21 protein-coding genes and 1 pseudogene are annotated in these 24,262 nt (G+C 45.9%); 14 read left to right on the forward strand and 8 right to left on the reverse strand.

The window, feature by feature from the left end:
- The first annotated feature begins 9 nt into the window (after positions 1-9).
- Together clsB and FCL45_RS09150 are read left to right on the forward strand one after the other, a co-directional pair.
- Positions 10-1,197 carry a cardiolipin synthase ClsB gene (gene clsB / locus FCL45_RS09145; protein ID WP_136799493.1) on the forward strand — a complete coding sequence of 396 codons (1,188 nt, stop codon included), beginning with the start codon at positions 10-12 and terminating at the stop codon, positions 1,195-1,197.
- A gap of 543 nt (positions 1,198-1,740) precedes the next feature.
- Positions 1,741-2,019: a hypothetical protein gene (locus FCL45_RS09150; protein WP_136799494.1), complete on the forward strand. Its 279-nt coding sequence runs from the start codon at positions 1,741-1,743 to the stop codon at positions 2,017-2,019.
- 153 nt (positions 2,020-2,172) lie between these two features.
- On the opposite strand, the gene FCL45_RS09155 is transcribed toward FCL45_RS09150, so the two are convergent.
- Both FCL45_RS09155 and FCL45_RS09160 read right to left on the reverse strand, forming a co-directional pair.
- Positions 2,173-3,654 (reverse strand): sigma-54 interaction domain-containing protein, encoded by a 1,482-nt coding sequence (locus tag FCL45_RS09155; protein ID WP_136799495.1) that lies wholly within the window; start codon positions 3,652-3,654, stop codon positions 2,173-2,175.
- A 128-nt stretch (positions 3,655-3,782) separates the two neighbouring features.
- A pseudogene (locus tag FCL45_RS09160) lies at positions 3,783-4,115 on the reverse strand (GGDEF domain-containing protein); the annotation flags it as partial.
- 267 nt (positions 4,116-4,382) lie between these two features.
- Between FCL45_RS09160 and FCL45_RS09165 the strand changes: the two are divergent.
- Entirely contained in the window at positions 4,383-4,574 is a 192-nt protein-coding gene (locus FCL45_RS09165) for a hypothetical protein (protein WP_136799497.1), read from the forward strand.
- Positions 4,575-4,590: 16 nt separating this feature from the next.
- On the opposite strand, the gene nhaA is transcribed toward FCL45_RS09165, so the two are convergent.
- Complete coding sequence (gene nhaA / locus FCL45_RS09170; protein ID WP_136799498.1) at positions 4,591-5,940, reverse strand: Na+/H+ antiporter NhaA; 1,350 nt, start codon at positions 5,938-5,940, stop codon at positions 4,591-4,593.
- Between the two features lie 1,254 nt (positions 5,941-7,194).
- Here nhaA and FCL45_RS09175 point away from each other — a divergent pair.
- The gene (locus tag FCL45_RS09175) at positions 7,195-7,413 is read left to right on the forward strand and encodes a hypothetical protein (RefSeq protein WP_136799499.1); all 219 of its coding nucleotides are present in this window, start codon (positions 7,195-7,197) and stop codon (positions 7,411-7,413) included.
- Between the two features lie 291 nt (positions 7,414-7,704).
- On the opposite strand, the gene FCL45_RS09180 is transcribed toward FCL45_RS09175, so the two are convergent.
- Complete coding sequence (locus FCL45_RS09180) at positions 7,705-8,439, reverse strand: IclR family transcriptional regulator (protein ID WP_136799500.1); 735 nt, start codon at positions 8,437-8,439, stop codon at positions 7,705-7,707.
- A 321-nt stretch (positions 8,440-8,760) separates the two neighbouring features.
- Here FCL45_RS09180 and FCL45_RS09185 point away from each other — a divergent pair, with 321 nt between their 5' ends.
- The 9 genes from FCL45_RS09185 to FCL45_RS09225 all read left to right on the forward strand — a co-directional run bounded on the left by FCL45_RS09185 (position 8,761) and on the right by FCL45_RS09225 (position 17,853).
- On the forward strand, positions 8,761-8,985 hold the full coding sequence (locus tag FCL45_RS09185) for a 4Fe-4S dicluster domain-containing protein (protein WP_228721466.1): 225 nt from the start codon (positions 8,761-8,763) through the stop codon (positions 8,983-8,985).
- A 1-nt stretch (position 8,986) separates the two neighbouring features.
- The gene (gene vorB, locus FCL45_RS09190; protein ID WP_136799501.1) at positions 8,987-10,054 is read left to right on the forward strand and encodes a 3-methyl-2-oxobutanoate dehydrogenase subunit VorB; all 1,068 of its coding nucleotides are present in this window, start codon (positions 8,987-8,989) and stop codon (positions 10,052-10,054) included.
- Complete coding sequence (locus FCL45_RS09195; RefSeq protein WP_136799502.1) at positions 10,039-10,782, forward strand: thiamine pyrophosphate-dependent enzyme; 744 nt, start codon at positions 10,039-10,041, stop codon at positions 10,780-10,782. The genes vorB and FCL45_RS09195 overlap by 16 nt, the downstream gene beginning before the upstream one ends.
- The gene (locus tag FCL45_RS09200; protein ID WP_136799503.1) at positions 10,775-11,311 is read left to right on the forward strand and encodes a 2-oxoacid:acceptor oxidoreductase family protein; all 537 of its coding nucleotides are present in this window, start codon (positions 10,775-10,777) and stop codon (positions 11,309-11,311) included. Before FCL45_RS09195 ends, FCL45_RS09200 begins: the two co-directional genes overlap by 8 nt.
- Before the next feature lie 9 nt (positions 11,312-11,320).
- Entirely contained in the window at positions 11,321-13,414 is a 2,094-nt protein-coding gene (locus tag FCL45_RS09205) for an acetate--CoA ligase family protein (RefSeq protein ID WP_136799504.1), read from the forward strand.
- Between the two features lie 51 nt (positions 13,415-13,465).
- Positions 13,466-14,647: a Glu/Leu/Phe/Val family dehydrogenase gene (locus tag FCL45_RS09210; protein ID WP_136799505.1), complete on the forward strand. Its 1,182-nt coding sequence runs from the start codon at positions 13,466-13,468 to the stop codon at positions 14,645-14,647.
- Between the two features lie 95 nt (positions 14,648-14,742).
- A complete protein-coding gene (locus FCL45_RS09215; protein ID WP_176360017.1) occupies positions 14,743-15,996 on the forward strand; it encodes an MFS transporter in 1,254 nt (417 codons plus the stop codon).
- 86 nt (positions 15,997-16,082) lie between these two features.
- Complete coding sequence (locus FCL45_RS09220; protein WP_136799507.1) at positions 16,083-17,534, forward strand: sodium:solute symporter family protein; 1,452 nt, start codon at positions 16,083-16,085, stop codon at positions 17,532-17,534.
- The gene (locus FCL45_RS09225; RefSeq protein ID WP_136799508.1) at positions 17,515-17,853 is read left to right on the forward strand and encodes a DMT family transporter; all 339 of its coding nucleotides are present in this window, start codon (positions 17,515-17,517) and stop codon (positions 17,851-17,853) included. Before FCL45_RS09220 ends, FCL45_RS09225 begins: the two co-directional genes overlap by 20 nt.
- A 560-nt stretch (positions 17,854-18,413) precedes the next feature.
- Here FCL45_RS09225 and glgP read toward each other — a convergent pair.
- The 4 genes from glgP to FCL45_RS24995 all read right to left on the reverse strand — a co-directional run bounded on the left by glgP (position 18,414) and on the right by FCL45_RS24995 (position 23,359).
- Entirely contained in the window at positions 18,414-20,939 is a 2,526-nt protein-coding gene (gene glgP / locus FCL45_RS09230) for an alpha-glucan family phosphorylase (RefSeq protein WP_176360018.1), read from the reverse strand.
- Positions 20,940-21,102: 163 nt separating this feature from the next.
- Positions 21,103-21,348, reverse strand: a complete 246-nt coding sequence (locus tag FCL45_RS09235; RefSeq protein ID WP_136800036.1) for a universal stress protein — start codon at positions 21,346-21,348, stop codon at positions 21,103-21,105.
- Positions 21,349-22,251: 903 nt separating this feature from the next.
- Positions 22,252-22,692, reverse strand: a complete 441-nt coding sequence (locus tag FCL45_RS09240; protein ID WP_073616346.1) for an Hsp20/alpha crystallin family protein — start codon at positions 22,690-22,692, stop codon at positions 22,252-22,254.
- Positions 22,693-22,762: 70 nt separating this feature from the next.
- Positions 22,763-23,359, reverse strand: a complete 597-nt coding sequence (locus tag FCL45_RS24995) for a 2,3-bisphosphoglycerate-dependent phosphoglycerate mutase (RefSeq protein ID WP_176360019.1) — start codon at positions 23,357-23,359, stop codon at positions 22,763-22,765.
- Positions 23,360-23,923: 564 nt separating this feature from the next.
- On the opposite strand from FCL45_RS24995, the gene FCL45_RS09250 reads away from it, so the two are divergent.
- Positions 23,924-24,202, forward strand: a complete 279-nt coding sequence (locus FCL45_RS09250) for a hypothetical protein (protein ID WP_176360020.1) — start codon at positions 23,924-23,926, stop codon at positions 24,200-24,202.
- Positions 24,203-24,262 lie beyond the last annotated feature (60 nt).

Raw genomic sequence — 24,262 nt, forward strand, 5'->3', positions numbered from 1 at the left:
AATCCAGCCATGAAAGAAATATATTCACAGAACCACATAACACTGCTGCACAACGGCGAAGCCCTTTTTACTTCCATCGAAGCTTCACTGGATGAAGCGGTGCATGAAATTTATATCCTGAGTTATATTTTTAAAAATGATCACATTGGACGACGCATTGCGGAAGCCCTCAGGAGGGCGGCTTTACGCGGGGTAAGAACGCATCTCCTGATCGATGGATTCGGCTCGAAGAATTTGCCGCACACCATGATTGACTACATGAAAGCTGGAGGGATCATGGTGCGAAAGTTCCGACCTAAGATATCACCCTGGACTTTTCGGCGTAGAAGACTTCGGCGCCTGCACAGGAAAATAGTGGTGGTTGATCTAAAAATTGCCTTTGTCGGGGGCATGAATATTCAAGACCAGAAGATAACGTCTGATCAGGCTGAATCTTTTTATGACTTTGCCGTGAGCGTAGAGGGGCCGCTGGTTAGATCAATTTACTCGTCATGCGTACAGGTCTGGACGCATGTAACCAGAAACCGTTTACGTTTTGCCCTGAGTCGGAAGAGGAAAAGTGACCTTCCAAGACCGCAATCACCTGGCACTATGCGCGTAGCGTTTCTCGAAAGGGATAACTTCCACCATCGTCGTGACATTGAAAACGCCTACCTGCAGGCAATTAATCAAGCCGACACCGAAATCATCATAGCCAATGCCTATTTTTTACCTGGTATGAATTTTCGTCATGCCCTCTGTGCTGCTGCCAGGCGTGGTGTCCGCGTGGTTTTACTGTTGCAGGGAAAGATGGATCATCGTTTGTTTCATTTCGCAGCAGAGGCGCTCTATGGAAGTTTTCTTGATGCGGGAATTGAGATCTATGAGCACCACAAAGCTTTTCTGCATGCCAAAGTCGCTGTGATCGATTCATATTGGGCGACCTTCGGATCCTCAAATCTTGATCCTTTCAGTCTGCTGCTTTCCCTTGAAGCGAATGTCGTTGTTCTGAACCACACCTTTGCCACAGCATTGAAGGCCAGTCTGGACCAGGCTATCAGCAATGAAGCACGACGGATATGGGGAAATGCATGGAAATTACAGCCACTAGCGTTGCGGTTGGTGAGCTGGTTCAGTTACGGGTTGGTCAGGTTTATGGTCGGTATAGCAGGGTATGCCCCCAATAACTGGCCTGAGAGGATTGCCCGGAGATTGTAGAACTGCCCCCAATCAAACAGCCTGTCTCTACCTGACAAAAAAAAGAATAATAGCGCTCAAAGCTACCATCCCCGTTAGAATGTAACTGTTAAGGATAACTGCAAATTTTTCCGGACTGGTTTGTAAGAATCTACAGAGGCCGACCAACAATTTTCGTATAACGGTCGAATACGTCATCAAGTTCTCGCCGTGGATCCCATTTTGCTAATGTCATACTACACCTCACTTGGAGTGATTGAATTAATCTTGCCCCAATGGTTTCAAATTCAGATCACCATTGGGCCTTGCCCTGCACACCATCTCCTGATGTTACCTGAACCGATGAACATCCCGGATCAATACTGCTTCCCGGCAATATTTTTTAATCAACTGATCAATATCAAGGGGAATTGAGACGCATTAAGCAACAACCTGACCGGCCGTAGAAGGCGCCACGAAACAAGTCTGAACCTCAATTGTTGGCGAGAAAAAAAATACAATAATTCTAAATACTTTTTAATCGTGCTTATAGTTTGATCTGTATCCTTAGCAAAGGAGTAAATTATGCAAAAAGGTGACAGTGTTATGACTGACCACCCCGATAGCAGATCAAGGGAGTTTGTTCGATCTTACGGAATCGTACACGAAATCACAAAAGCGGGTGGTGTAATCATCCAAATGGCAGATGGTTCAATGATCAAGCGGGAGTTCAACTCGGTTGCGGTATACACCCATCCACCATCAAACTGGGATGAATTATTCAAGCAACAAACGATCGCATTTTCCCAGCCAAATAAGCAGATGATGAATCGCAGATCATCTCAGAAGAAACGACAGATTTGATAGCGCACAAAACAAACCTATAACCATTTTGACGGGTTACTATTCACGATTTTTCCAGTACTCTTATTGATCTGTACGTTTGAAGTAGTATTTGTGACAAGGCGGATTGAACATATCCATTTAGCAAAGTACGTTTCACGACGTGTTCTGTAGCTACACTTTACGGATATTGAGCTTACGCATTCGGGCGCGCAAGGTACTGCGTTCAAGTCCAAGAATCTCGGCTGCACTGTTTTTTCCGCTTACTTTCCAGTGGGTCTGTTCGAGCACCCGCGTAATATAGTCTCGTTCGACCGCTGCAAGTGTCTGCAATTCATCCGAACCATGTCGTGAAGCATGCTTAAGCTCATCAAAGATGTTTAGCTTGGATCCGGAAGAGCTGATCACCGCCCGCTCAAGAACATTTTCAAGTTCACGGACGTTTCCCGGCCAGGGATAGTTCTGCAGACTGGTCATGACGGTGGTCGGTATTATATCGATAGCCTTGCCTAATCGTTTGGAAATTTTCTGAACGAAGTATTTCACCAGAAGTGGAATGTCATCCAGGCGATCTCTAAGCGGAGGCATCGTTATGGGGAAAATATTCAATCTATACCAGAGATCTTCCCTGAATCGCCCTTCTTCAACCTCTTTTTCGAGATTACGATTAGTAGCGGCAATAATTCTGACATCAACACTCTGGGTTTGAGAACTGCCCAACCTCTCAAATCTGCCACTCTCTATCACCTGCAACAGTTTTGATTGTAACTCCAAAGGCAATTCTCCAATTTCATCAAGAAAGAGGGTCGTGCCGTTGGCAAGCTCAAATCGTCCTATCCTTCTAGCGTTGGCTCCCGTGAATGCACCTTTTTCATGTCCGAACAACTCACTCTCAACCAGGTTTGCAGGGAGAGCTGCACAATTCATCTTAACCATTGCGCGCCCCTTACGTTGACTCAAGTCGTGTATAGCCCGGGCAACAAGCTCTTTACCTGTCCCCGTTTCCCCCAAAATCAGGACAGTTGTATCAGAGTGTGCAATCTGCTCAATTTTATAAAAAACATATTTGATCTCATTGCTTTGGCCAATAATATTGTCGTAGTTGAGTTCGAGTTTTATCTCTTCAAGCAGGTACGCTCGCTCAGCCTCAAGCTGATCCTTGAGCTTTTTTATCTCTTCCAGAGCATCTTCGGCAATGCGTCTGCTTTCCTCTGCATTTTTCCGGGAAATCCGCAGTTCAGCAGTGCGTTGCTTTACAAGTTCATCAAGATTTCGTTTGCTGTATTCCCGATCTGTCACATCCTCAATTGCCAGAAGAATCAACTGATTTTCTTCTTTTTCGCTTGCAATGCGCCTGGCATTCAGATGCATGATCTTGAAACCGATGTCAGTAAAGGTATGTTCAACTTCAAAATCATTGAATTCTGAATTCTGGGGGAGGATCGTCTCCAGCAGCTCTCTCAGCCCGGGAATATCCCATTGACCATTGCCAAGATTATAGATTATCACGCCTTCGGTCTGATGAGGCTCAATAGCAAAAAAACGGTAAAATGAGCTGTTAGCCTTGACGACCCTGAACTCACTATCAAGGGCGACCAGAGGCTCACGAACGGCCCCAAGGATATCATCAAAAATGAGTAGAAAATTTTTCTTCATATGCGTCTCTACTCGCCGTTTTTCTTTTTACATCTTCATGCTTATCTGGTCACTACCTGTTAGGTGAAAACATTATTATATCTGTTATATGGAGTGTTATTGAATGGGACCATCGGAGAGGAAAATGATTAGCAGCAAGCGCTGACAACTTTGTTCTTACCTCCACACTTCGCTTTATAGAGAGCAATGTCAGCAATGTATACCAGGTCATTGGCAGATGCCAGGAGATCTGAAGCGACAATGCTGGAAACTTCTATACTCACTGTTATTGGTGGTCCAGCCTCCTGAAAGCAGTGAGCCAGATCTTCACGTAACGTATCCGCCTTTTGGGTAGCTTGAGTACTTGTTGTTTCCGGTAAAATGATAGCGATCTCCTCATCTCCGTAACGTGCAGGAAAATCAGCCTTCCATAGACTGCCAAGAATGGTATTTCCTATTCTTCTAAGCACATCATCCCCGAGCTGTTTACTGTAAAAAACCTATAATCTGACAACGTCTGAACTTATGAGAAATTCGAGCTAAATTTTACATCTGCACTTCAATATCCGAGATATTAAAGAGTATAGAACAACCTTTTTCTACCCTTCGCAGTTCCAACATCTTCACCTACAAATGTATCGCCTCTATCATTTCTTCTCCAGAAAAATTATTATTTCCTGGCGTTGACAAAGATGATGCTCAGTGGATTGTGTGGCTGACCCGAGAGCCGCTCTGCAGTAAAGGGATTTTTGAGACAACTTGCTGAATGTATCCTGGTTCTTGACCTTGAACAATGCACTCGCGACCAGAAGAAAACAGAAGTTGCCAGGCGGGGAGAGTCGTATCAACTACCCAAAGATGAGTCTATTAAGCAGATAATATACAGGATAAAAAAAGCTGTTTTGTTGATGATATATTTCGACATCGACAATGCCATCTAATCCTATAACTCGCCGTTCATTCGTGACCCGCTTCAGGAGTTGCCCCACTCTTTGATACCCACATCAGAAATGCAATTCCCGCCAGTGCAGAAAAAGCAGACGCAAGAAAGATTCCCATCTTAGCACTTCCGATCAGACTCTTGCTGAATGCCATGTTCGCAATAAACAGCGCCATGGTAAAGCCGATTCCTGCAAGCAGGCTCCCCCCGATCATTAATCTCCAGGTGAGCTCATGGGGTCGGATTGCAATGTGCAATCGTATAGCCAACCAGCTGAAAAACAGAATGCCAATTGGCTTACCCAAAACAAAACCTAAGAAAATCGTCAGGGTGACCGAGTTTCCCAGATCGTTTAGAGTGAGTGCTATCCCAGCATTGGCCAATGCAAACAGGGGCATGATGACAAAACCGACCCAAGGATGTAGTGCAATCTCCAGGCGCTCAACCGGAGACAGTGCTTCACGGGCGGCAATTTCAGCAATTTGCAATGTTTGTCGATCTTTCGTGTCTTCACTGCTTTCGCTGGTGACCGGATGTGCAATAACCTGGCCCAATATGGCGTATAACCGATCGTCGCTAACCCATCGGCGCGCCGGAGTCATCAGGCCGAGTATCACACCTGTGATGGTGGCGTGGATCCCTGACGCATCCATTGCCAGCCAGATGCCCACTCCCATCAGCACATAGAGCGGAAAACCACGAAAACCGAGCTTTGCCAAGGCTCGCAAAACCACTAACCCAAGCGCAGCTATCACCAACGGCCACCAGGCAATGTGGCTACTATAGCTGATCGCTACGACCATAATAGCGCCAAGATCATCAACAATTGCTAAAGACAGCATAAACACACGTAAGCTCTGAGGGATGCGCGAGCCGAGCAGTGCCAGGCAGCCAATAACAAACGCTGTGTCAGTTGCCATGACAGTGCCCCACCCATGATGGCCTGGTTGTCCTGATTGTAATGACAGGTAAATCGCGGCGGGGACGATCATACCTCCCAGAGCGGCGGCTATGGATAGCGCAGCCATACGAGGTTTGTTCAACTCTCCGAGAACCAACTCCCGCTTGAGCTCCAATGCGACAATAAAGAAAAACAGGGTCATCAGGCCATCGTTGATCCACTCTCGCAGCGAGCGGGCAAATTCAAACGAACCAAACTGGAGACCTAGCTTTGTCTCCCAGGCGTGTTCAAATGATTCGGCCCATGGGGAGTTTGAGAAAACGAGGGCCGCAACAGTGAATAATAGCAGAATCGCACCACCAGCAGACTGAATGCGCAAGAAACGCACAAAGGGGTTCGTCAGCCGATCAACTAACTCAGTCGGCAACCGGGTTGCTTCGGAATTTACTTGTTGATCTCTACTCATAAGAAACCTTCCCGACTGCCAAACACTAACAGATGTTTACAGATAAACTGAAGACACATACTGCAAAGAGTATACAATCACAACGTGTGTTAGGCAAATTGCCAGATACCACAGAGATATCTCGGTATGATGAATGACTCAGGTAACCGTTCACCGCTGTGTGGAAAACATGCCCGATACCCGAACATGTAAGCGTTTACCAGTGCACAATATGCGTACAAGCAGGCCGCAGGGCTATAGCCTATCTATGCAGGAAGCTATGACCACTCAAAAATGGGGGGGCGTGTAAGAAGTGACCCACCGTTTTCATTAAATAAACATAGAAACAGTACAGTCAGGCCAACATAAAATGGTTTCATGATCTCTTTTTACGAATCCACGTATTGGACCATCTTGAGAAATAACAAAGACGATTGTGTTTTCATTTTCGCTATATTCGATTAATAAGTGCAACATTCTTACCTAAAAGGTTTTCCAGAGGAGTTTGTTCTCCGGGTATCCTTCTTAGGCCAGAAACGTTGAATCCTACCATTTGCATTCACGTTCATGCCTCGCTGCCACTGTGCTGTGGCCTAGATTTACGTAGCCTTGAGATCTGATATCTTTGTTCCTGAGTGAGTTGTCGATAGTGTTTGTGCTGTTTCATGCAGTGCAGACCTTGGTTAAGTGAAGGAGCTAACACTATACCGTAAATAAGAAGTCAAAACAGCACGTTAACGGCAAGGTGCATGAGATGTCAACTTGTATCTCGGATTATCTATGCGAATTGCGTTATGAACGGCTCATGAACAGAATCATCTCTGATTGAATGAAAAATTTTATCTCCAGGACCTCTGCAAAATAGCAAGATACAATCATGCAAAAGATATTGAAGATGTATCTCGGCAATCTAATGGTGTTCGCGGATTAGGGAACTGAAGATTATTCCTGATAATGTCCAGATCCTTCTCGCTGGAAAATTGCTCCATTTTCGATCAGAGGCGGTGAAAGAAACTACTTTCGTATCAACCACCCTGATCAAGCCTAAACAGCCCCTCTGTCGGAAAAGCTATACCTGAGAATGTTCCAGCCTGTCAGGAGAATCTTCACCGCATGGATTGCAGTTTTTTCAAATAGCCGAGGGGATAGATTGTTTCTCTGCTTGGAGAATGTTACGGTTATAGAACTGACTCAAGAAAACGGTTGGGCAACCTATGCTATTGCAGATGTGTGGAAGATCTGCAGAAATATAATTGGTGAGAAGAGGGGTGGGCTATGATAATTCTTGATACTGGCGGAATTAAGGAGCTGATGTTAGGAAGTTTCGTTGCTGCAGTATGTTTTGGTGCTCCCGTATTAATGAAATATACGTTTCCTGAACCTACGGCAATACACGAAGTGGTTAATGAAATGCCGTTTCTCGGCTGTCTGATTGTTGGTTTAACGTTTATCAGACTGTTGCAGCGCAAGAAGAATCTCGAAAAAGATGCATAAAACTAATTAATATGATTACGTTTTTGGCGACCCCACATTGAGTGAGAATAACCAGCACTCTTTAAAGGATTGAAGAGACTACTTTACTGTCAGGCATTACAACAGTGTTGCCTCCCAAGTAAGATACCGGAATGTTTTCCCCAAATTATGTAATGTTCCTGTAAGAACATACATTCATCAAAGCAAAATAGCAGTACAGTTATATCAAACAGAAGTGGGTGCGGTAAATTGGACCATTAGCTAAGGTGGAGATCTGGCTATAGTATCTGTTACTCCATACTATTCTACCGGCTAACCTATCTCTTCCGTAATTATTTGTGACACATTTTTTAATTTATCAGCTACCCCTGGAATTACATCACTGGCAATTTGCAGACCAGATAAAGTCATTGCTGCGATAACTTTTTTATGGATAAAGATTGGTACCGAAACACAAGTAACTAAGTCATTCCATTCACGATCATCTACCCCATAACCACGTTTTAGGGTTGTTTTCAATTCTTCAATGAAGGCGTCTTTTGATGTGATCGTGTTATCGGTAAACGGTGAAAATTTAAGTTTTGATAGAACCTTTTTTTGTTTTGCATCTGTCATATAGCTCAACAACACCTTGCCTGAGGCAGATGCATGCAAAAAGTCTTTTGTGTTCGATGAAGCAGGGGTTATTATTGCTCCCTTCGGGGTATGTTCAAAAACATAATTTAAGACGATCCCTTCAAAAACAACTAAAGAGCTTGCCATCTTCATCTGATCTGAAAGTTTTAAGATGTGTGGCTTTGCAACACCATAGAGTTCTTTATCCCCCGCATACGCCGTGCCAACTTCATTAGCCATAAAACCAATATAATATCGATTGCTTGATTCCCTCAGGAAAAGTGCCATTTTAAGGGTTCGCACGATATCAAATGTACTGGTTTTGGGTAATTTCAGCCTCTCTCCAATTTCCGTAACGGTTAACCCTTCAGGACACTGTGCCAGCAGTTTCAATATTTCAGTAGCTCTATGCGTGGTTCTGTTAATTTTCATTGTAATTGTTTAGTAACTTTATCTGTCATGATTTTCCACTTCTATTTATAAAAGATATTCCCTGAATTGTCTATAGCAACCCCTTGTCGATCGCATATACGAACGACAGATCGCATATACATTTTTGTATTGACTCGTTTTTATTCTTGGTATATGTCTATGCCAAGTTCAACGCGATTCACTTTTTTCAAATGATGGTTCCTTAATCAGTTCTACTTAAAAACTATTTAGGTAGGACTGGTTTTAAATGCAATATCGCAATGAAACCATGTTTCATCTGTAGACAATTGGCTGCATTAAATCTCACCAGGAGCTCAAACTGTGACCAAGACAAAGAAGAAAGCACGCATGGTGCAACATTATGAGAGATGCAAAGGATGCGGATTTTGCGTTCTGGAGTGTCCCAAAGATGCATTGTCGTTTTCTCAGAACGTTAACAAAAAAGGATACACCACTGTTGTTCTCGATATTGAGCGTTGTATAGCCTGTGCAATTTGCTACACAGTATGTCCGGATTACGTATTTGAAAAAAAGGAGGCCTGCTGATATGTCACGCCGTCTCATGAAAGGAAATGATGCCCTTGCCGAAGCCGCAGTTCGAGCAGGTTGCCGCTTTTTCGGCGGATATCCGATCACTCCTCAGAGTGAAATTCTTGAATATCTCTCAGCACGTCTTCCTGAAGTTGGAGGAACTTTCCTTCAAGCAGAATCAGAACTTGCCGGGATCAATATGGTCTACGGAGCAGCAGCAGCAGGATTCAGGGCTATGACCAGTTCTTCCGGTCCGGGTTTCAGTCTGTTGCAGGAAGGAATTTCCTATATCGCATCAGCTGAACTTCCTGCCGTTATAGTTGACGTTCAGCGCTATGGCAGTGGGCTTGGCGACATCTTCCAGGCCCAAAGCGATTACCATATGGCAACCACCGGCGGAGGACACGGGGACTACCATATGCTGGTTTACGCACCGGCATCCGCTCAGGAAAGTGTTGACCTGATGTGTCTTGCTTTTAATAAAGCCGAAGAGTATCGCAACCCTTGTCTGATCCTCACCGATGCATCCATCGCCCAGATGATGGAGCCTGTCGAACTGCCCGAGATGAAAGAAGTAAATCCTGATAAACCTTGGGCAGTACGAGGCAAGAGCGGACAGGATTTCAAGAAAATCACCTCAACTATGTATTATATCGATGACTTCGATACATACATAAAAGAAAAATATGATGCAATGGCAGAGAAGGAGCAGCGTTGGGAAGCTCTCCATATTGCCGATGCAGACGTTGTACTTGTCGCTTACGGAATCAGCTCCCGAATCTGCAAAGAAGCAGTTGCTACTGCGAGGGAGCAGGGTATCCGTCTTGGTCTCTTACGTCCAATTACCGTCTGGCCTTTTCCTGTAGACGGTTTCAAGGAAGTAAATCCGGATGTCAAAGCGTATCTTACCGTTGAGCTTAGCTCTCTGCCAAAACTTGATATAGACGTCAAGCTCGCCTGCAAAATGAAATCACCCGTTGAAAATTTCCTTGGTGGTGCTGTTATTCCGGAATCTCAACAGATTATAGAAAAAGCTGTTTCTGTTCTCGAAAAAGTGGAGGCGACATCATGTCTGAAAAATTAATTCCTAACCTCCTTGTTGAAGACAATAAATTCTGTCCAGGATGTGGCCACGGCATCATTAACAGAGTTGTTGCCGAAGTCCTTGAAGAGATGGATCTTGCAGACAAGGCAGTTGGTTCACTTGCTGTCGGTTGCGCATGTCTGATGATGGATACCTTTGGAACCGACTGGATTCAAGCACCCCACGGACGGGCTGCCGCTGTTGCTGTCGGCGTTAAACGTGTCCGCCCTGAATGTTGTGTTTTCACCTATCAAGGAGATGGAGACTCTCTGGCGATAGGTTTTTCTGAGACGATGTATGCAGCTCTTAGAAATGAAAATATTACCGCCATCATCGTCAACAACGGCATATTCGGAATGACCGGTGGCCAAATGGCGCCAACCACATTGCCAGGACAACGCACGACCACCTCACCTCAAGGAAGAAACGCTGATACAACAGGCCAACCCGTAAATATCATCAACCAAATTAAGGAAGTACCAGTCGGATATTTAGCACGAGGTTCGGTGGATACTGCCAAAGAAATCAACAAGCTGAAAAAATATATACGCACCGCAATCGAAACCCAGATGTCCGGGGGGGGGTACTCTCTGGTCGAAATATTATCCCCCTGTCCCACAAACTGGAAGATGACCCTTGAGGCAAGTCTTGATCATATCAAAACAAAAGTCAAGGAAACCTACCCATTGGGTGAATATGTCAAAAATGGAGAGAGAGTCGATGCTTAGTATTACTTGTGCAGGTTTTGGCGGCCAGGGAGTGCTTACTGCAGGGATGCTGCTTGCCCATGTATCCATGGTTTCCGGCAAAGAGTTAACCTGGGTTCCTTCTTATGGCTCGGAAATGAGAGGAGGAACGGCAAGCTGCCATCTGCGGATAGATGATCGGGAAATATTAAATCCATTTTTTAAAACCCGCGATGCCCTGATCGGTATGAACGAAGAGTCCGTTAAGGACTTCCAGGAGAGTATTATTCCGGGGGGAGTTTTGATTTCCAATGCAACGATGGTAAAGGATGTTTCCTTCAGGGAAGATATCAAGGTCATAGAGGTACCGGCCACCTCGATTGCTGCTGATCTGCAGAATCCAAGAGGGGCCAATATCGTTATGCTTGGTGCGGCAATTGAAGCAACCGGACTCTTTCCGCCTGAAGAATTCGCAGATGGTATTGACGCCTATTTCAGAAAGAAAGGCCGTAACAACCCGCTCAACCGCGAATGCTTTATTCACGGCGTCAAAATTGCTACAAGAGCATAGGGGAATGGGATGAACATTACGAAACTCCTTGCCCCACGAGCCGTCGCTATTATCGGAGCGAGTGAAAAAGAAGGTTTTGGCGGCGATACCTGCCGAAATGTCATATCCTATGCGGATAAAGAGAAGGTCTATTTCGTCAATCCAAAACGATCGACTGTCTTCGGCAACAAGTGTTATCCATCATTAGCCGAGATACCAACAGAAATCGATCTGGTTGTTCTCTGCACACCCCAGAAAACCATTGAACCTCTACTGCGAGAAGCTGCGGTTACCGGTGTTAAAGCCGCAGTGGTTTATGCTTCAGGCTACTCTGAAACTGGAACAGAAGAAGGGCGTAGAGCCGAGGAAGACCTTAAACAGTTGTGTAAAGAGTTGGATATTCTCCTGATGGGGCCCAACTGTGCAGGTTTCATGAATTATGTCGATGAGGTAACTGCTTTCGCTTTTATCTCACAGGAGCGGGACAGAAAAGGTTCTGTAGGACTTGTTTCACAGAGCGGTCAACTTTGCCTTTCATTCATGGATCATCCTGCGATGCGGTTTTCCTACGCGATTTCCGCCGGCAACTGTTCTGTTGTCAGTATGGAAGATTACCTCCATTATCTCGTTGACGACGATCAAACCAAGGTTATCGGGATTTACTTGGAAGGGGTAACCCAACCGGATAAATTCAGCCAGGCTTTAAAAAAGGCTGCTGAAAAGCGAAAGTCGGTTGTTGTTCTCAAGACAGGCAGAAGCGAAAAGGGCAAATTGGTTGCAGCATCGCATACCGGTTCACTTGCAGGAGCCGATGCGATGTATGACGGTATCTTCAGAAAGTTTGGCGTAATCAGAGTCAATGATGCTGAAGAGCTTCTTGCAACAACCCAGCTTTTTGCCACTCTGCCATATATTCCTGAAAAAACAGGCTTTGCTTCAATCAATCTCTCAGGAGGCGAAACCGGAATCTGTGCCGACATGGGGGAATTGCATGGAATTGATTATCCGGACTTTCAGGAAGATACTCTAGCCCGACTGAGAAAACTTCTACCATCGTATGCAAATCCGGCCAATCCCCTGGATACTACTGCCACAATTTCCTACGATGCAGACATCTATGCGCAGGTATTGCAAGCTGTAATGGATGACCCAGGTATAGGTCTGGTAGTTATAGGATATACTCTGCTTCATGAAATTGCCGACCCGTGCATTCATTACATGGCCAAGGGAATTGAACAGGTTGTAGAAAACGGTAACGCAAAGCCGATGGTAATGCTGCCGTTTTTTGAGAATACCAGAAATCCTGAATATGAAATTAAATTGGCCAAAGCGGGTGTGCCCGTACTACCACCTCCTGCCTATGGCTTTGCCGTCCTTAATCATCTCAAAAGTTTTATCGAATATAAGCCTGAAAACCATACCCTCGAACTTGCGATTCCAAAATCTGAGCAGGCTACCCAGCGTAGAACCCTATCAGAGTATGAGAGTTGCAAGGTCCTTGCTGATTACAACATTCCTACTCCAAAAGGGTATATAGCAAAAGACCAGGGTGAGGCTGTCAAAATTGCCAGGGAAGTCGGATTCCCTGTAGTAATGAAGATTGCATCTGCTGATATTGCTCACAAATCCGATATTGGGGGAGTTGCTCTTGGCCTTCGTGATGAAGCAGAGGTGCGCACTACCTTTGATCGTCTTCTGGAAAATGGGAAGAAACATGCCCCGGAGGCAGAGGTGGACGGTGTCTTTGTCCAGCAAATGTTATCTCCCGGCCTTGAGGTAATTATAGGCGTAAATAATGACCCGCAGTTTGGTCCTGCAGTCCTGGTTGGGCTAGGGGGAGTATTTGTTGAAATTTTCAAGGATACCGCCCTGCTCCCAGCACCTCTCACCAAGCCGGAAGCACTGCAGATGATTCAAAGTTTAAAGGGCTTCCCTCTTTTTACAGGATATCGCGGAGCCAAAGAGCTTGACATTGATGCTTTGGCAGAAATTATCGCCCAAGTGTCATTGCTTGCCCAGGACCATAAGGAGAGTCTGGTTGAATTGGATATCAACCCCGTTTTTGTCTACGAAAAAGGGCAGGGAGTCTGTGCTGCTGACGGACTGATTGTAATGAATAACTGAATTGTTCCATCTCATCGTTATTGAAAAGTTGACAGTAAGGAGAAAAAGCAAATGGCTGAAAACAAACCGTATATTCTCGTCGAATGGAATGACACTGAAACCGATGCCAAGGGATGGCTATGTGCCTACAATTTTGTGAACAACTACTGTGGTGGTGGAACAAGGATGCATCCAACGGTTACTGCAGAAGAAGTCGTCCGCTTAGCAACTGCAATGGGCTACAAGTATAATGCTTGCGAATCCAAAACAACTGGAGGCTGTAAAGGCGGAATTGCCTATGACTACAAGGCACCGGACGCCAAGGATGTCTTGCGCCGATACCTCAGGGCAATGATTCCATATATCAACAGCGGGGTTTCTATCGGTGGAGATCTTGGCGTTGATTATGGTGATGTCCTCGAAATTTTAGATGATTTCGGGATCGGTCTTCCACAGACAAACTCAATGCGTAACGATCCGGTACAGCAAAAACGCATTCAGGACCATGACGATGTCTGCAAGATGACCTATGACGGTTTTCTCATGTATGACATGATTACCGGTTACGGTTGTGCTGCCGCTCTTGATGAAGCATGGAAATTCAAAGGAAACGTGGCGACCGGTACCCGTGTCGTATTGCAGGGTTTTGGTTGTGCCGGTGCAAGTATGGCCAACTGTCTCGATAAATGGGGTTACAAAGTTGTAGGTATAGCTGATGCCAACTGTCTGGTTACCTGTGAAGAGGGACTGGATGTCAAGAAACTCGTGGCAACACGTAAGCCAAAAGGAGAGCTCGATCCGGCAGCATTTGAAGAGAATTACACCGTTTTCTCGAATGACAAATGGCTCGATATCGACTGCGATATTTTAGTTCCTGCTGCCCTGGAAGACGTAATCAACGAACAGAACGTGGACAAAGTAAAAGCCTCCCTCATCGTGGAAGCAGCCAACATCCCGGTAACTTTCCAGGCTGATAACGTGCTGGCGGAAAGGGGTATTGATGTTTGTGTCGACTTTGTTACCAACATGGGTGGTATCCGAATCTATGAAGTTGTTGTTTTTGGACTCGTTAACCCGGAACCCAACGCAATAGCGGAGGATACCATGGATATCATACGTAAACAGACAAGAAAGGTTTTTGAAGAAGCCAAAAGAACCGGAGAAAGCACAAGGGAAGTTGCCCGCAGATTGTTCGCTCCCAACAAGTCAGACTTTCCAGATATGCCTGTTAATACTGAAAATATTGCCAATTGAGTCAATAAATCAATGAGTGTCACGTCACCTCATTATTGACGTGACATAAACTGTTCACAGTTTACAAATGACGATTGCTTTATCAGGAGGTTGTTATGAGTCCATTCTTTAGAAAGTACTTGTGTATTCTGGCATTGTCCATAGCCGGAGGTTCCATATATACCCTTCCTTATCTCAAATACGTTTTTTATGATACGCAACTGCAAGTGATGGGGATAACCAATGCTCAATCCGGGTTCTTGCTGAGTATGTATGCAATTGGCTGCATGTTGTCATATATCCCAGGTGGGTTGATTACAGACCGAATCTCGCCTCGAAAAGCTATAGCATATTCCCTCTTGGGCACTTCGGGCCTGGGATTTTTGTATGGCTTCACCTTCAGCTACTCTATGGCACTTGTTATCTGGTTTCTCTTTGCTTTGACTACAGCATTTGTCTTCTGGACTTCGCTGATCAAGGCGATAGGGATGGCCGGAAACCGTAATGAGCAGGCACGGTTATATGGCATCTACTATGCCGGGAATGGCGTAACCGCTGCCATCGTCAATAGTATAGCCCTAAAGGCGTTTACTTTTGGTCAGGACCCCAAGCAGAGCCTCTTCTATGCAGTGGTAGCAATGTCGATTTGTATTCTTCTTTCTGCTGTGATGGTGATGTTTCTTGTAACTGACGAGAAAGTTCAAACAGCCGAAGAAGACAAATTTGATTTTTCTGTCATAAAGGATCTTGTTAAGAGCCCGATGCTGTGGTGTTTTTCTTTTATTGTTTTTGCGGGATATGCTATTTACTCAAGTACATCCTATTTTACCCCATATCTCACCCAGGTTGTCGGTTTGTCTGTGGAGGAATCTGGTGCATTCTCCATTATCAGAAGCTACCTGTTCTATCTGCTTGCACCATTAGGCGGGTATCTGGCTGACCGAGTCCTGCACTCAACCTCCAAACTTTTTACTGTTCTTTTTTCACTTCTTGCTATCAGCATATTCGGAGTAATGTTCCTGCCTTCAACGATGAGTACATTATCCATTAGTATCTATACCCTTATTCCGGGAGCTATAGGCTTAATGCTTTACGGCATCGTGTTCTCGGTAATTCAAGAGTCTGGAATACCTGTCAAAGTTGCAGGTACAGCCATAGGACTGGCTTCGATCATAGGGTACACTCCGGATTTCTTCTTTTCACCAATGTTTGGTCATTGGCTCGACACCCACGGGAACGACGGTTACACCATCATTTTTTACTTTTTAACTGGTGTTGCCGTTATGGGTGCGATTATGTCGTTCATCGTTTATAGACGTAACTTTGCAAAACCGGTCTTTGATGCTGATACTGTAGCCCAAAGTGCATAACCGCGTTTTTTTCTCACCAGCAAGCCGCTCTTTATTGACGGTTTGCTGGTGCTCCTGCAACTCGTATCAGATTCGAGCAGAGTTCCATGCAATCATTTGATTACCTCATTCTTCTTCTCTACTTCTGTTTACTGTTAGTCATTGGCTATTTTGCCAACAAAAAGCAGAAAAATACCGATGATTACTATGTTGGCGGCAGAAACGTTGGAACACTGTCACTAGGAGCATTGTGGATGTCTTCCTGGGTCGGTGGGGCCTGCATTTTGGGTACTGCAGAAAAATCCTATGAAATGGGAATTTCCTCACTCTGGTATTCAATTGCCATGTTTATTGGTTTTATTGTCTTCTCACTTACATTTGCAGGGCGAGTTAAAGAGATGGGAGACAAGTTTCGCCATATTACCTATCCGGACCTGATAGAAGAACGGTACGATACAAGGAGCAGATTAGTCAGTACTGTTACAACAATTGTTGCATACATTGGATATACCGCGACTCAACTCCTTGCGGCAGCACATATAATAACAACCATAACCAACATATCCCTTGGTTATTCGTTTGTCATAGCAACTGTTATAACCATCAGTTATACGTCTTTTGGTGGTTTTTTCGCTGTTGAGAAAACGGATAGGTTTCAGGCTCTTCTGGTGCTTTTGGGAATTTCACTGTTCGCTGTCCCACTCACCTGGAATAAGGTGGGAGGTCTAAGTCAGCTTACCACCAATCTCTCTCCGACCTTTTTTGAACTCGACACATGGGGTGTAAGTACTATTTTTGCAATGATTACAAGTATTATACTCACCTTTTTCACTTCCATGGACAGTTATACACGCTGTTACGCCGCTAAATCTAAAAAGAGTGCAAGAAACGGAACATTGATAGCAGGATTTGCTGTACTTTGTATTGCCTTCTCCGTTTGTTTTCTAGGCATGAGTGCCAGATTGTTATTTCCGGATCAGCCTGGTGGAGAAGCGGCCCTGGTTCAACTTATCATCACAGTTTTTCCTATCGGTATTAAAGGGCTGATGCTGGTAGCCATCTTATCAGCCATTATGTCAACTGCAGACGCCTGTATTTTGAGTGCTTCGGCAAATATAACACGAGACATTTACCAACGTTTCATTAACCCTGAAGCGGATTCTCAAAAAGTATTGCGTTTAGGTATATTCAGTTCTGTGATGGTAGGTACAACAGGAGCACTAATCGCATGGTACTCGGAAAGTATTATTTCACTCTTGGTCATGACTTTCACAATCAACTCTGCCGGGCTCTTTTTCCCAACAATAGGGGCTTTTTTCTGGAAGCGTGCGAATAGTCAGGCAGCATTCTGGAGCATGACAATTTCCCTGGCGATTGTTTGTGTCTGGTACCTTGGGCAATACCTGCATTTTAATTCCACAGTTTTCAACATAGATCCTTTGTGGCCGGGACTTATTGTTTCGTTTACTGTTTTTAGTCTTATGTCGGCACTTTCTACGGATTCTTCAACAGAAATGGATTTGACCAAAGGTATTCTTAATGTCTCTGACAATCGTTAGCTGGATCTATCTTTACGCCGCAATACTACTTGAGGTTACAGGAACATATTTCATAAAGCTCTCGGAAGGCTTTTCAAGGCCGCTTCCGTCTCTTTGTGTTCTACTCTTCTATGGCATCTCTTTTTGGTTGATGAGCCTTGCTGTAAGAAAAATAGATCTTGGTATAGCTTATGCCATCTGGTCTGGCATAGGAATTACCGCAATCACAATCATTGGAACTGTAATTTTCAAGGAACCTATTACCATTAAAAAAATTATCAGCATCGGTATTATCATGATTGGTGTGATTTCTCTCAACCTTGATCCAATGAGCAGCTAACGAGTATACAATGAGCTTCCTTTGGTTTTATTAAGGAGTACGTTGATTACCCGACATAGGCCTGGGATTATATGACGCTAATTCATCACTATAGCTCTCCAGAACGCCTATGCAATGTCGGCTAATCAGGTTCCGTCTTAATAGTATGCAGTAGTTGCCTATATGGGGTATCAAATTCAAGATTTGTTCTGGCAATAACAGGCCATTGACAGATCCATTATTAAGAGATGTTTCCTGATGCTCTTCAGGTGGACGGAGGTGGAAAGCCGATCCCAGGCTTTTGCGGATCAGAACCGGCGATGCACAGTAGCCATTTCAACTTCAAGATTCGGTGGAATCTTCAGTCATTCGGAATGGCTATATTAATCGCGTTATTGGATGGAGCATCTTGTCCCAGCACAAGCCACTTGGAACAGGGGTAATAACGATGTCAGTACAGCCATTATCGGCCACTATTTAACCGATAATTTAGGCATCCTTAGCATGCCCACAGTATGTCATATTGAAGCAAGCAATGCTGCACCCAGAATGGCCCCAGTATTCAACTTCTTATGGAAGCATCATTCCCGCCAGAGAATAAAATTGATTTCTACAGGCACTGAGGCATCCGCATGATATGGTATCACTCTCGGAGTGTAGTCTTGTGCAGATCGCCCTTTTGATACAACTGCATGATATTGATAGCCGATAACAGACCCTGATAGCCTCTCACCACGATCCATGGTTATGCGGACGGGATTCGAATCAGGTGACAGCGGGTCAGCATACAATTCAACCCTAACTGCTGACGGATGCACCTCACCCAGATAGACTTCAACGAGAAACAGGTTTCGCACGGAAGACTCATCGACAGTGCATTGCCCAAAACGCAGCTGCTGCCAGTGACTAAGAAGAGTAAGATGCCACTCATCCAGGGCGGTTGCAAGACTACCATTGTCTGCGGCCCTCCGTTGATACGCCGCTGCTGCCGGCACATAGTAATCGCTGGTGTACTCTCGCACCATCCGATTGCAGGAAAATAGTGGCGTCAGTCGTGCCATGCTATGCCGCATTCTGGTCACCCATGCCGTGGGAATGCCGCGTTCGTCGCGGGTGTAGAATGCCGGTACCACTTCCTCCTCCAGCAGCATATACAATTCTTCAGCCTCTTTGGCATCCCAGGCGGGATCGTGATCGTGCTCCTTTCCATCACCAAGTGACCAACCTACTCCAGGTTCATAGGCCTCGGCCCACCAGCCATCAAGTTCGGACAAGTTGAGCCCTCCGTTAACCAGCACCTTCATTCCACTGGTACCGCAGGCTTCCCAGGGCCGGCGAGGTGTATTCAACCACAGATCAACACCCTGGACCAGTTCAGCAGCAAGGCCCATATCATAATCCTCAAGGAAAACTCCATGCTCACGCACTTCCGGTCGGCGCAAATACTCACTCCATTCGCGGACCAGCCTTTTTCCTTCTTCATCCTGAGGATGTGCCTTACCGGCAATAATAAGCTGAACAGGATGCTGTGGGTGCGTGAGTAGGTGGGTCAATCGTTCCGGGTCGGTAAGTAGCAACCCTGGTCTCTTGTAACTGGCAAAGCGGCGAGCGAAGCCGATTGTCAGCACATGCGGATCAAGCGTCTCACGGCATTGCCGAAGATCTTTTTCAGACAGGCGGCAAGCTTCCTGCTGGCAAATTAGACGACGGCGCACCGCTGTAATGAGCGGTTGGCGTGCCTCATTGCGCATAGTCCACAATTTTTCATCGTCAACGTTTTTCAAGGCATACTCGACGGTTTCCAGGGTGCTGAACCAGCTGCCCTTGCCGCACCGTTCAGTCCAGAGCGTATCGGCAGCCGCAGAATCCCACGATGGCACGTGCACACCGTTTGTGACATGTCCTATGGGGATTTCCTGTTGGGGCCAACGGGGAAAGAGGGGACGAAAAATTTGACGGCTCACCTCTCCGTGCAAGCGACTGACGCCGTTTGTCCTACCGCAGCCCCGGAGTGCGAGATATGCCATGTTAAAGGAATCATGGTTCTCGGCCTCCCGTGAACATCCCAACGAGAGTAGAGCTTCCATGGATATGCCGAGCGTCTTCGTATATTCGGAAAAATATTGCGTCATAAGCCCTGGTGGGAAACGATCAAAACCTGCTGCTACGGGCGTATGGGTTGTAAATATATTGCCAGCCCTGGTTGCCTGAAAAGAAATACTGAATGAACGATCATGCTGATCCATAAACCGGCGGGCTCGCTCCAGCACGACGAAAGCGGCATGCCCTTCATTGAGATGACATACCGAAGGTGATATCTTCAGTGCGTCCAGCAACCGCCAGCCGCCGATACCCAAAACGATTTCCTGTCGCAGGCGCATTTCGGTTCCGCCACCATACAATTCACCGGTGATGCCACGGTCGCCCGGCGCATTGAGCAGATCGTTACTGTCGAGCAAATACAGAGGAACTCTTCCAACCTGCGCCAGCCAGCCACGTAAATGCAGTGTCCGGCCGGGCAGTTCGACACTGACCCGTAGCCATTCGCCATCCGGGCCCTGGAGAGGGAGCACCGGCAGCATGGTGGGATTGTTGAACGGAAAAAATGCCAGCTGTACCCCATTGGTGTCAAGCGCCTGACGAAAATACCCCTGCTGATAGAGCAGTCCAATACCCACCACGGGAATACCCAGATCACTTGCAGTCTTGAGGAAATCCCCTGCGAGCACACCCAAACCGCCCGAATAGATGGGCAGTGCATCACTTAAACCGAATTCCATGCTGAAGTAGACCACAGATCCCAGGCGATCACTTCCATACCTCTCATCATACCATGTGGGCTGTCTCATATACGCCTGTCGATACGCCAGCTGGTTCCGAAGTTCCTCCATAAAGGCTGGATCGGCAGCCAACGTTTCCAACCGCATTCTCGAAACACTTTCCAGAATCAGCCATGGATCTTCCGTACCTTCCCAGATCTCCGGATCAATTGCCCGCCATAGAACATCGGCACAATGATTCCAGTTCCATCGCAGATCCAGCGCCAAGTCCGTCAGCCCTTTAAGCGAAGCTGGTAGAGACCGGGGCAGGTATCGTTCGGGGTTCATGGTCCGCCTCCTTCAGTCAGTTTGAATACTCCAGTTATCATCTCATAGTCTTTCAAAAAGCTAGTTTTCAGTTTCTGGATCCGCATCCGTTTACGGTTAGCTGGATTACTTGTAGTTTGTCCTGAGTGACATTCAAGGCAGCTCTTGCTCTCTCAGCACTTGACTACCTATATGGATTTATAACCAATACCGGGCATGGAGCCTTTCTGAGAAATTGTTCGGAGATACTGCCGAGAACAATTTCACCCTGTGTCTGTTGGCCATGGGTCCCGACAATGATCATATCGGCCTTCTGGCTCTCTGCATGGGTGAGAATTTCACTGACAATATCACCAGCTACCACAATTATGTGATATTTTCGGCATTCACGGGCAGCATTAATGATGCCCTTCAAAAGTGGAGATGACATCTTGAAGGGAATCCTGCAATGCTTTCCAGGTATCCTCAACCCCTTCCATAATTTGCTCCGACACACTGTCCTGAGTCCGATTCAATTCGAGCAACCGCTGCTTTGCTTCTTCAATTCTCTGTTCCAGCAAATCAATACGTCCGACATTTTCGGATCAAACACTACCTGCTACGCTTTTGATGTTAGCTTTGAACTCAGCAAGTTTGACTTGTGCCAGTTCAACATCGTTTTTAAGCTTTTCCTGTAATTTTTTTTTATCACTCATTGTATTCTCCTCAAATAAAGAAAGGTGAGACGATCGTATGCGTTCAGCAGCACCCCATCTTCGCACGATCAGGCTGTCGTGCAGAGGACTCATCTGAATACTCATGGCAGAACCTGTCTTCCACATGAGATGCAGCAGAAGTGTACCTATAATCTTAGTTCAGCAATTCCCATGCTAAGTGCCCGATACCAGCTCTCTCTACACCCCATCACTCTGCATTTTTAGTATAATTCACTTATGCCGCCTCCTCTGAATGTGTGTCGTCACCCACAGGCTAAAGGTCATATTTAACCACTTGGGCAAATATGACCTTTAGACCCTCACTGTCGATGCAGCCATTCCCATTTTATTGGAGCATCTTGTATGCGACGCAATGCTTAGTGCTCACTGTTGTGCTTCACTTCAAGCTCTCGCAAAGGGAATAAAATATGCGAAAAGCTGACAATGTCATGGCTGTCCTGTAATGCTTCAGTTGGAAATGGAGAATCCATTGTTTTGAGTTGGTTGGCCATCCTGATAGCTGGACAAGAGAGTTTATATGATCTTACGTTATCGGCTTGTAAACGTTCAGCAGTGAACCGGCTGGGAAAAGCAAGTGCTTTTCCCAGGTCCTATTGATAGTTAGAATTCATTTCTTGTTACTCTACTTTAATCTCAATGGCTTTTTGCTTTACCTCCTCAGTCTTCAGAATCTGCAGGTTCAGCATGCCATCCTTGAACGAAGCCTTGATGTTCTTTTCATCGACATTGTCGGGCAAGGTAAAACTCCGGGTGAAGATTCCGAAAGATCGTTCGATTCGATGGATTTTTTTTCCTTTCTCCTCTATCTCCTGTTTTCTCTCCCCCCGAATCGTCAAGATACCATTGTCTACTGTAACCTTGACATCTTCTCTATTTACCTCGGGAATTTCTGCTTTGATTACGAATGCCTTATCGGTCTCAATGATGTCTACACGGGGAGCCCAATCCCCTGCAGCAATAACCTCTTGGCTTCCCGCTCGAGGTTGCCCTACAGCTCTCGTGTAGCGTTCGACCATATCCTCAATTTCTCGCCATGGATCCCATCGTACTATTGCCATAATGAACCTCCATATTTGCGGGCATTTGTTTTCCCAACTGGACGATTCCCGCATTCAGCCCATCAGGGGGTTACGTGGATTTCTCTGTGTTTCCAGAATGGTCAACATTTTCATTATCGCTTTTTCCGGCGCTGTTCGAGGATGGCTGCTCGGGAGATATGTTCGCCATTCCCGATGGGGCTACTGACAGCATCTTCCTCAGCTCCTCTCCCTGCACGCTTTCCTTTTCAAAAAGGATATGGGCCAGATCATTCAAGACACCCTGCGCTCTGAGAGAAGCTTCATTGATAATGTTGGCCAGGTCCGCCCCGACAAAACCCGGTGTGCGACCGGCGATTTTGCCGAGGTCGACATCGGGACCAAAAATCACATTTCTGGAATGGATCTTCAGGATGGCTTCACGTCCATGGATATCCGGTCGGTCGACCAGGACCTGCCGATCGAGTTCGTCCAAAACGATCCATAGCGTTCGAATAGCTCGCTTGAGTAAAGAGGTGTAGGCGACATCGAACCGGTATCCCGCCTCGCGCAAGGCAGCACCAGCCTTATGTGCCTCGGCGATTCCGGCTTCGGCAAGGTCTACGTCTTGCCAACCGGTAAAGCGGTTCTGCTGGTTCCAGTCACTTAACCCGTGCCGCAGGAGTACAAGTTTGTGCCTGCTCTCCATAATTGGCTCCCCTGATCCAGGAGATAAGAATTCAAGATTTTGGGATATTGAGCTTTCACTCTGTCAGTTGATCCTGGCCTGCATGCGAGTCATGTGTAGTCATATGCGTCCACCACGAACATGTTGTGCACCAGCATTCACTATCTGGGATATTGAATTTTTAGAGCCACCTTTTCGGCCTTTCGCAATTATTAAGCCGAAACCTGATTGGCGGACATGAATCGATGATTTCTAGTTGGGTAAATATCGTATTATCGGATAGATGCACTTTCGAGCAATGTTCGCTAATTACCCTTCGGCCTAATACACCACAGTCGTTAAAATTATATAGCCTCTTCTGTATGTTCTCAAAGAAAAATTCTGATTTCTAGGCTTTAATAAAAGTTGGCCATTGGGTGAAAACTCGACCAACAGCCCTGCTGCATTAGGACTGCTAAGACAGTTTGCTAAAGCTATTAGCTGCGTACGACCAAAGAGATGGGGGGCGCCGATCCGGACCATCTTCAAACAGTTTGAAGTAGACTCAAGCTTGAAAAGTGATGTATATCCCCTGCACAACAGGGTGTGTCTCGTTGGCTTTGGAGCAGTATCATCAGCTCGAACCACCCCGGAACGATTGAAGGAGATGGGGCAGCCATCCTCGATGGAGACAGCAATAGATTTATCCTGGCAATACATTGCCGTGGATTCTTCACCTCGGTTTACCTTGTTCCTGATAATGTCCAGATCCTTCTCGCTGGAAAATTGCTCCATTTTCGATCAGAGGCGGTGAAAGAAACTACTTTCGTATCAACCACCCTGATCAAGCCTAAACAGCCCCTCTGTCGGAAAAGCTATACCTGAGAATGTTCCAGCCTGTCAGGAGAATCTTCACCGCATGAATGCAGTTTTTTCAAATAGCCG

Origin of the sequence: Desulfosediminicola ganghwensis (genome assembly GCF_005116675.2) — a bacterium.
GTDB classification, from domain to species: domain Bacteria; phylum Desulfobacterota; class Desulfobulbia; order Desulfobulbales; family Desulfocapsaceae; genus Desulfopila; species Desulfopila ganghwensis.

Bases quoted from the DNA above. Each gene is read 5' to 3' on its own strand.
- FCL45_RS09205 (WP_136799504.1), top strand. From the start codon at position 11,321: ATGAACATTACGAAACTCCTTGCCCCACGAGCCGTCGCTATTATCGGA.
- FCL45_RS09175 (WP_136799499.1), top strand. From the start codon at position 7,195: ATGATAATTCTTGATACTGGCGGAATTAAGGAGCTGATGTTAGGAAGT.
- vorB (WP_136799501.1), top strand. From the start codon at position 8,987: ATGTCACGCCGTCTCATGAAAGGAAATGATGCCCTTGCCGAAGCCGCA.
- FCL45_RS24995 (WP_176360019.1), bottom strand. From the start codon at position 23,359: ATGGAGAGCAGGCACAAACTTGTACTCCTGCGGCACGGGTTAAGTGAC.
- FCL45_RS09180 (WP_136799500.1), bottom strand. From the start codon at position 8,439: ATGAAAATTAACAGAACCACGCATAGAGCTACTGAAATATTGAAACTG.
- FCL45_RS09200 (WP_136799503.1), top strand. From the start codon at position 10,775: ATGCTTAGTATTACTTGTGCAGGTTTTGGCGGCCAGGGAGTGCTTACT.
- FCL45_RS09150 (WP_136799494.1), top strand. From the start codon at position 1,741: ATGCAAAAAGGTGACAGTGTTATGACTGACCACCCCGATAGCAGATCA.
- FCL45_RS09240 (WP_073616346.1), bottom strand. From the start codon at position 22,692: ATGGCAATAGTACGATGGGATCCATGGCGAGAAATTGAGGATATGGTC.
- FCL45_RS09235 (WP_136800036.1), bottom strand. From the start codon at position 21,348: ATGTCATCTCCACTTTTGAAGGGCATCATTAATGCTGCCCGTGAATGC.
- nhaA (WP_136799498.1), bottom strand. From the start codon at position 5,940: ATGAGTAGAGATCAACAAGTAAATTCCGAAGCAACCCGGTTGCCGACT.
- FCL45_RS09215 (WP_176360017.1), top strand. From the start codon at position 14,743: ATGAGTCCATTCTTTAGAAAGTACTTGTGTATTCTGGCATTGTCCATA.
- FCL45_RS09220 (WP_136799507.1), top strand. From the start codon at position 16,083: ATGCAATCATTTGATTACCTCATTCTTCTTCTCTACTTCTGTTTACTG.
- FCL45_RS09155 (WP_136799495.1), bottom strand. From the start codon at position 3,654: ATGAAGAAAAATTTTCTACTCATTTTTGATGATATCCTTGGGGCCGTT.
- FCL45_RS09210 (WP_136799505.1), top strand. From the start codon at position 13,466: ATGGCTGAAAACAAACCGTATATTCTCGTCGAATGGAATGACACTGAA.
- clsB (WP_136799493.1), top strand. From the start codon at position 10: ATGAAAGAAATATATTCACAGAACCACATAACACTGCTGCACAACGGC.
- glgP (WP_176360018.1), bottom strand. From the start codon at position 20,939: ATGAACCCCGAACGATACCTGCCCCGGTCTCTACCAGCTTCGCTTAAA.
- FCL45_RS09195 (WP_136799502.1), top strand. From the start codon at position 10,039: ATGTCTGAAAAATTAATTCCTAACCTCCTTGTTGAAGACAATAAATTC.
- FCL45_RS09225 (WP_136799508.1), top strand. From the start codon at position 17,515: ATGTCTCTGACAATCGTTAGCTGGATCTATCTTTACGCCGCAATACTA.